Origin of the sequence: Gemmatimonas sp. (assembly GCF_044345575.1) — a bacterium.
Taxonomy (GTDB): domain Bacteria; phylum Gemmatimonadota; class Gemmatimonadetes; order Gemmatimonadales; family Gemmatimonadaceae; genus Gemmatimonas.
This window is the reverse complement of the sequence record NZ_JBIJAW010000156.1, coordinates 1-7,786: the sequence shown is the minus strand read 5'-3', so window position 1 is coordinate 7,786 and position 7,786 is coordinate 1. Positions and strand designations below refer to the sequence as shown.

Genomic DNA, 7,786 nt, shown 5'->3' with positions numbered 1-7,786 from the left:
GCCGTCGGCGACGCCATGCCGGGCTTCGGCATCGTGGCCGCCGTACTCGGCGTGATCATCACGATGGGCTCGATCGGTGGTGCCGCCTCGGAAATCGGTGAAAAGGTGGCCGCGGCGCTCGTCGGGACGTTCCTTGGCATTCTGCTGGCGTACGGCGTGTTCGGCCCCATGGCGAAGGCCATGGAAGTCCGTATCCACGCGGAGCACGACTATATGCTCTGCATTCGCACCGCCTTGCTGTCGTTCGCCCGTGGCGATGCGCCGATGACGGCCGTGGAGTTCTCGCGCCGCAACATCGAACCACACGAGCGTCCCAGCTTCGCCGAACTCGAAGAACTCACCCGCAAGAAGGCGGCGTAAGCCATGGCGGCGCGCGGCGGCAAGAAGATCGTCATCGTCAAGAAGAAGGTCGCCGGTGGTGGTGGACACCACGGTGGCTCGTGGAAGGTGGCGTATGCCGACTTCGTGACCGCCATGATGGCGTTCTTCATGGTGATGTGGATCCTCGGCATGGACGACAAGACGAAGCAGGCCATCGAGGGCTACTTCGCCAATCCCGTCGGGTACAAGAAGGGGTTCGGTGCGGGCTCCAGCCCGCTCAGTACGGGATCGGCCCCCAGTCCCATTCAGAAGACCCCGATGCGCATGATCGTGCGGTCCACCGAACAGCGCACGTTCGAAAATCTCCGCAAGACGATCCTGGAGAAGCTCGCGGCGAGCGATTCGCTGAAGAAGCTGAACGCGGTCGTCGACGTGCAGGTGACGCGCGAGGGGCTGCGTATCGAACTCGTGGAGAGCGGTCGCGGCGATGTGTATTTCCCGCTGGGCTCGTCGCGCATGAATGCCGCCACGATGCTCACGCTGCAGCTCGTGGGCTCCGAGCTCGCCGGCATCACCCAGTCGGTGGTGCTCGAGGGGCATACCGACGGCGCCAAGTTCGGATCGGATGCCGCGTACACCAACTGGGAACTCTCGAGCGATCGGGCGAACGCGGCGCGGCGCGTGCTGCAGTCCACTGGTGTGACCCCGGAGCGCATCGCGGAAGTGCGTGGGTACGCGGACACGCGCCCGCGGGTCCTCGACGATCCCATGGCGCCGGCCAATCGCCGCATTTCCATTCTGCTGCCGTTCTCGGAGACCCCCGAAACCGCGCCCAACGCCGAGGCGCTCGCGGCGGCGAAGTCCGATTCACTGGTGCAGAACCTGTCCACACCGCTCAAGAAGTCGTACTGAGCCGTCGGCCGACCGCCGTACGACGAAAGCCGTCCCCTGCCGGGACGGCTTTCGTCGTATCAGGCCCTGCTTACCGTCACCAGGCGATCGTTGGCCCAGCTCACCGCCTCGGCGTAGAGCGCGGGTAACTCGTCGTCCGACGAGAGCGCATCGACCTGCGGCCAGTCGCCCTGCTCATACGCTTCGGCCAGCATCAGCATCGCCGCGTGCGGCCCGCACCGGTCGAGCAACGCGGCACGCACGTCACCGCTGACGGGCAGGCGCTCGAGCACCTGCACCATGGGCAGACCGAGCAACGTGTCCATGCGCGACAGCAATCCCAGCAGGAAGCGGGCCGCCGGATCCCCGCTGGCGCCGCGCGCCGTAACCGTCTCGCAGAACCGGCCGCGCACCAGCGCCGCGACCACCGCCTCGTGCGTGACCGGGCTACGTGAGCCCACCGTGGCCACCAGCATGATCAGCATCCACCGCGAGAGTGCCTCGCGCCCGATGAGCTGGAGGGCATGCGGAATGGAGTCCACACCACGCCCACCGAACGCCGCCGAATTGACGATGCGCAGCAGCGACAGCGACAGCGACGGATGACTGCGAAAGGCCTCCTCGAGGGCATTGTCCGTGGCGTCGGGCTCGTTGAGGAGGCCGACGATCTGGAGCACGGCGGCCTGATGCACGTTGACCGAGCGCCCATCGAGCGTTTCCGGGCGACTGAACACGTACCCCTGAAACAGCGTACAGCCGATGGCCCGGGCCGCCGCCAGCGCCTCCTGTGTCTCCACGCGCTCGGCCAGCACCGTCAGCCCGCGCTCGCGCAAGCGCGCCACCCATGGGCCCAGGACGCGGACATCACGATCGAGCACGTCGACCTTCACCACTTTCACGAACGGCAGCAGCGCGTCGAGGGACGCCCGTCCGTCGTAGTCGTCCAGCGCGAGCGTGTAGCCGTCGGCCACCGCGCGCCGGCAGGCATCGACTACCGCCGGCGTGCCTTCCACCGTTTCCAGCAGTTCGAGCACCACCGCCGCGGGGTCGAAGATCTTGTACAGCTCGCCGAGGAGGTGCTCCTCCGTCACGTTCATGTACGCAACGGCGCCGTGCGTGAGCCGATCGAGACCGATGGAGAGCAGCGCGTGCAATGCCGTGTCGCCGCACATCAACGACGGCGACACCTCACCGAGGTAGGCTCTGGTGGCCTCCCGCGTGGCCCGATAGAGCAGCTCGTAGGCCACCCGCGTCTCCTGCGCGTCGAAGATCGGCTGGCGGGCGATGAACACGTGTTGCGCCGTCGCAGGCGGTGTCACGTCGACATCAGAGAGGGACATACGTCTGAAACGGGGAGTCGGGGAACGCGTGGCAGCCGCGGGCGTAGCAGGAGAGCGTGCGGCCGCTTTCATTGCTGGAGAGCACCGCGACCTCGTGGCGCGCGGTTCCCGTTTCCGACTATCGTCCACCGCATGACGCAACACCGCATGGCGCAACCCGATTCGTACACTCCGCTATCGCGCCGTGTGGGCGCCTGGGTGATCGCTGGCGCACTTGGCCTCGCCGCCTGTCGCGGCACCGGTGCAGACCGGACGGCCACGGTCGACTCGGCCCTGTCGCGCGATCTCACCCTGGCCGCATCGGCCACGCCCGATGTGGCCATCGGCGACACGGCTATGGCGAACCTACCGTCGCCTGCCCCGTCTCGAGATACCACCAATATCGCGACGCTACCGCCCACTTTAGCGCCATCATCGCGACAAATTCCACAAAAGGCCGCACGAAAGCCCAAAGCCCCGGCACCGGCGCCGGTGAGCGCGGCGGCAAGTGCTCCCGCACCGGCGCCGTCGTCCGTCCTCCCATCACCAACACCGGCCGAAGCGCCCGCACCGGCCCCGCGGGTCCGCGCACTCGCCGCCGGCGCCGCGCTGTCAGGCACCACGAACGCCCCCATCTGCTCGCTCACCCAGCGCCCGGGCGATCGGTTCGTCGTGACGCTCGGACGCGACGTGACCGGCCCCGACGGGGCTGCTCTGCCGCAGGGCACACCGGTACTCGTGGAGCTGGCGCGGGTGGACAGCGCGTCGGGTGAGTTCGCGTTCCGGCTCAAGGGCGTCCAGGTGCAGGGCGACTTCATTCCCGCGGAAGGCTCCGTACGCGTCTCCGACGCAGCCGTCACCGAACGGAAGGTGTCGAAGGGCGGCAGCGACCAGGGGAAGGTCGTTACGGGGGCCATCATTGGCGGTATTCTTGGTCGGGTGATCGGCGGCGGGGCGCGGGGCGCCGTGATCGGGGCGGCCGGTGGCGCTGCCGCCGGGACCGTCGCCGCGGCCCGCAATACCACCATCGAACGCTGCATGGCGGCGGGCGCGACATTGACGGCCACCCTTGGCGCGCCGCTCACCCTGCCGAGTCCGTAACCGTCGCCGTCCCCGGGTCTCCCCTTCTCCGCGCCCCCTAGAGTGATTGACGTTTCCGAATACACGAAGCTGTACGGTGACACCGTGGCGGTACGCGGCCTGTCATTTCACGTCGCGCCTGGTGATGTCCTCGGCCTCGTGGGACCCAACGGCGCCGGCAAGACCACCACACTGCGCGCACTCGCCGGCATCTTGCAGCCCACCTCGGGACGCATCGAGGTGGCAGGGCTGGATCTCCAGAAGGATCCCGTCGCCGCCAAGGCCCGGCTCGCCTTCATCCCCGACGAACCGCAGCTGTTCGATTACCTCACGGTCACCGAACACCTGCACTTCGTCGCCCGCTTGTACGGCGTGCAGGACGCCGCCCCGCGCATTCCCGCGCTGCTCGAGGAGCTCGAACTCACGGCCAAGAAAGACGCGCTGCCGCCAGAGCTCTCGCGTGGCATGAAGCAGAAGCTTGCCATCGCCTGTGGGCTGCTGCATCGCCCCGCCGCGCTGTTGCTCGACGAACCGCTCACCGGTCTCGACCCGGTGGGAATCCGCCGGATGAAGGAAACCATCGCCGCGCGCGCCCGTGAGGGCACCGCGGTGATCCTCAGCTCGCACCTGCTGCATCTCGTCGAAGAGCTGTGTACGCGCCTGTTGGTCATTCGACGGGGCCAGATGGTCGCCTTTGGCACCATCGAGGAGATCGTCGCCGCGCGCCCGGAGCTGGCGGGGCGCTCCCTCGAGGAGATGTTCATGGCGCTCACCGGCGATGATGGTGCACCCGACCCCACGGGCATCGCCGCCTCGTGACCGTCACCGGTGACACGACGACCCCCGCCCCGGCGCGGGCCATGCTGTTCCTCTACTGGCGCAGTTGGGTAAATCGGCTGCGCTCGCAGGCGGCGCGCGTGCGCAGCCCTCGCTACATCGTGGCCGTCCTCCTCGGCATGGTGTACCTGTACTGGGCGCTCTTCCGCAACACCCGCGCGGGCGGGGCATCGCTCACGCAGCTGCTCCTGGCCGACGTCACCGTCGTCCTCGCGAGCACCCTGCTGCTGGTGTCATCGGCGCGCTGGTGGCTCTTCGGCGCCGATCGCAGTGCGCTCGCGTTCACCCCAGCGGAAGTACAGTTCCTCTTTCCCGCGCCCATCACCCGGCGTGGCCTCGTGCACACGAAGCTGCTGCGCATGCAGTTCGCCATCTTCGTGAACACGATCATCTTCAGCGTGATCTTCCGCGGTGACGCCACGCAGGTGGCCACCTGGGCGCGCGCCATCGGCTGGTGGATGCTCTTCTCCACGCTCGCCATGCATCGCGTCGGCGCTTCCATCGTGCGCGCCAGCGCGCTCGAGCATGGCACCGCCGGCCGGCGTCGCATGTGGATTCCCGTCATCGTCTTCAGCGCCCTCATCGGCGCCGTGCTGTTCGGCGTCATCACCGAGTTCCCCGCGCTGCGCGCAGCAAGCGTGGGCGGATTCAAGCCGCTGGTGAAGGCCCTCACCCAGGCCTTGCAGGCCCCCGTCCCGCACGCGGCCCTCGCGCCGGTCCGCCTGCTGCTCACGCCCATCCTCACCGCCGGCACCCCGGAATGGGCCTGGTCGGTGCTGTGGGCAGGGCTCGTGGTCCTCGGGCACTATCTGTGGCTCGTGCGCCTCGACGCCTCGTTCGAGGAGGCGGCCATCGAGGCGACCCAGCATCGCGCGCAGGTGCTCCAGCGATTCCGGGCGTCGCAGATGGGGCAGGCGCGCTCGAAGAAGGGCAAGCTCACGTCGGTGCCCAAACTGGCGCTCACCGGCCGCCCGGAGGTGGCGATCGCGTGGAAGAACGTCGCCGCCGCCGTGCGTGGGGGATCGTGGAAGGCACAGCTCGTGTCCTTCGTCGTCGGGCTCAGCGCGCTCGCGCTCATCAGCCGGTCCGCATCGGAGCGCGCCGGCGATGCGCTCATGGGCGTCGCCGTGGGTTGGGGGGCCATGCTGCTGTTCCTCGGCCCCCTCTGGATGCGCTTCGACCTGCGGCTCGATCTCCCGCGTCTCGAGATCCTCAAGACCTATCCGCTCGAGGGGTGGCGCATCGTGGTGGCCGAGATCGCGGCCGTCACCATCCTCCACTCCATCACGATCTGGTCGCTACTCACCGTGCCGGTCGTGATGTTCGTGCAGGACCCGCAACTCTTCATCGACAGCGGCGCCACCGTACCCATTCTCGTGTCCATCGTGGTGGGTGTGCCGGCGTTCAATGCCCTCATGTTCACCATCCAGAACGGCACCGCGCTCCTCTTTCCAGCGTGGGTGCGACTGGGCACCGAGTCGCGCGGCTTCGAAACCATGGGCCAGAACCTGCTCACCACCGGCGCCACGACGCTCGTGGCCGCTGTCGCGCTCGTGTTTCCCGTAGGGGCCGGCGCACTCGTGCTCTGGCTCACCAATGATTGGGGGGGATGGTCCGTGCTCGCCGCCACCATGCTCGCCAGTCTCATCATTGCCGCGGAACTCTGGCCCGTGCTGCGCTGGCTGGGCACCGTGTTCGAAGAGACCGACATCAGCGATGTGGCCTCCACCACCTGACCGCAGCGGGGCGGCGCCCGCTCCACTACCGGGGCGCCCCTCAGGTGTCTAACCTGCGAGAGCAGCCCGTTCTTCCGCGCCCGAGATTCCGCTGATGTCCGCCGACGAATTCGACCCCACCGACGACACCCACACGCCCGAAGATGGTGAGGCCCGCCCCGCGGTCTTCGTCACCACGCGTGAACCCGTGTCGGTGAGCATCGCCCAGCTCGACGATCCGCGTGCCCCCGATTCGTCGGCGCTCGCCGCGTACATCGACGGGCGCATGGTCGCGCGCAGCGCCATGCCGGCCGAAGCCATCGCGCGGCTGGTCGAACTCCGGCTCTTCGACGAGCCCGTGCCCCTTGGCCTCTTTGCCTACGAAGAGGCGCCCGGGCTCCAGTGCCGCTTGTTCGCCCTCGTCCCCCGTTCGCTCCTCGAAGCCGACGCCCACAACGCCGAACCGTGGAAGGAGAGCGTCCCCAGCTACGAGGCCACGCTCGGTAACGACGACGATGATGACGACGAGGATGACGACGACGAGGAGGGCGACGAAGAGGAAACGCCCTTCGAGACGATCCTCCTCGGCCACATCGTGCGCTTCGCCAAGGATCGCCGTCACCCCGACGATCTCGCGGCCGAAGCCGTGGACATCCTGCAGCGCATCATCCACGGTGCCGAATCGCTCGAAGACGCCGACCGCAAGGCGATCGACGACCTGCTGGGGTCGCTCTAAGCGCTAGTCCGTCGGCGGCTCGACGCCCGACGACGCGATTCCGCGCACATCGGCGTCGAGCAACGGCAGTTCGGCGAGTGGGGTGGTCGCCCCGCTCCGCTCCCCCAGCTTCCGCGCCGTCACCAGCACGCGCGATTCGAGACTGCCCAGCGCGCGATTGTATGAGGTCACGGCCCGCTGCAGCCCGCGCCCAAGCTCCACAAGCTGTTCGTCGAACACCGCCAGGCGGTCGTGCAGCTCGCGCCCCAGCTGCGCCACCTGCTGCGCTTCCTCCGCGACCCGCTCCTGACGCCATCCGTACGCGGCCGCCTTGAGCAGTGCGATCAGCGTGGTGGGCGTGGCGAGCAGCACGCGGTCACCGAGGGCGCTCTCCAGCAGCGTGGGGTCGGCTTCGAGCGCGGCGGCAAAGAACGCCTCGCCCGGCAGAAACAGCACCACGAAGTCGGGCGCATCGTCGAACTGCGCCCAGTAGCGCTTCGCCGCGAGCTTCTGCACGTGCGCGCTCACCTGCGCCGCATGATCGGCCAGGCGCGCGCGGCGCGTACGATCATCCGTGGCCGCGGTGGCCTCGAGGTAGGCGCTGAGGGGCGCCTTGGCGTCGACCACGAGACGGCGATCACCAGGGAGACGGACCACGAGGTCGGGGCGCAGCGCCCCGTCTTCGCCGCGCACGGTGACCTGCGGCTCGAAGTCGCAGTAGGCCAGCATGCCCGCCAGTTCGCACACACGTCGCAGCTGCATCTCGCCCCACTGCCCGCGCACCGTGGGCGCGCGCAGCGCCTGCGACAGCTGCTGGGTTTCGCGGCGTAACTGCTCGCCCGAGAGGACCACGGCCTCCAGCCGCTCCCCGATCTGGCCGGCCACCTGCGCCTGCGCCCGCCCGAGCT

Annotated in this window: 8 protein-coding genes; 6 read left to right on the top strand and 2 right to left on the bottom strand. The window is 68.6% G+C overall.

Annotated elements, in window-relative coordinates; translation table 11 throughout:
- On the top strand, positions 1–360 hold a 360-nt coding region (locus ACIQ6O_RS10225), incomplete at its 5' end, for a MotA/TolQ/ExbB proton channel family protein (protein ID WP_396207685.1).
- Between the two features lie 3 nt (positions 361–363).
- Positions 364–1,233 (top strand): flagellar motor protein MotB, encoded by an 870-nt coding sequence (locus tag ACIQ6O_RS10220; RefSeq protein WP_396207684.1) that lies wholly within the window; start codon positions 364–366, stop codon positions 1,231–1,233.
- A gap of 59 nt (positions 1,234–1,292) precedes the next feature.
- Here ACIQ6O_RS10220 and ACIQ6O_RS10215 read toward each other — a convergent pair whose 3' ends face one another.
- Positions 1,293–2,552 (bottom strand): EAL and HDOD domain-containing protein, encoded by a 1,260-nt coding sequence (locus ACIQ6O_RS10215; RefSeq protein WP_396207683.1) that lies wholly within the window; start codon positions 2,550–2,552, stop codon positions 1,293–1,295.
- 132 nt (positions 2,553–2,684) lie between these two features.
- On the opposite strand from ACIQ6O_RS10215, the gene ACIQ6O_RS10210 reads away from it, so the two are divergent.
- The 4 genes from ACIQ6O_RS10210 (at position 2,685) to ACIQ6O_RS10195 (ending at position 6,899) form a co-directional block, all read left to right on the top strand.
- A complete protein-coding gene (locus ACIQ6O_RS10210; RefSeq protein ID WP_396207682.1) occupies positions 2,685–3,632 on the top strand; it encodes a hypothetical protein in 948 nt (315 codons plus the stop codon).
- 42 nt (positions 3,633–3,674) lie between these two features.
- The gene (locus ACIQ6O_RS10205) at positions 3,675–4,430 is read left to right on the top strand and encodes an ABC transporter ATP-binding protein (protein ID WP_396207681.1); all 756 of its coding nucleotides are present in this window, start codon (positions 3,675–3,677) and stop codon (positions 4,428–4,430) included.
- Positions 4,427–6,184, top strand: coding sequence for a putative ABC exporter domain-containing protein (locus ACIQ6O_RS10200; RefSeq protein WP_396207680.1), 1,758 nt, complete (start codon positions 4,427–4,429; stop codon positions 6,182–6,184). The genes ACIQ6O_RS10205 and ACIQ6O_RS10200 overlap by 4 nt, the downstream gene beginning before the upstream one ends.
- 94 nt (positions 6,185–6,278) lie before the next feature.
- Entirely contained in the window at positions 6,279–6,899 is a 621-nt protein-coding gene (locus ACIQ6O_RS10195) for a hypothetical protein (protein ID WP_396207679.1), read from the top strand.
- Between the two features lie 3 nt (positions 6,900–6,902).
- Here ACIQ6O_RS10195 and ACIQ6O_RS10190 read toward each other — a convergent pair.
- Positions 6,903–7,786, bottom strand: an 884-nt coding sequence (locus ACIQ6O_RS10190) for a DNA recombination protein RmuC (protein ID WP_396207678.1), incomplete at its 5' end; no start/stop codon positions are given.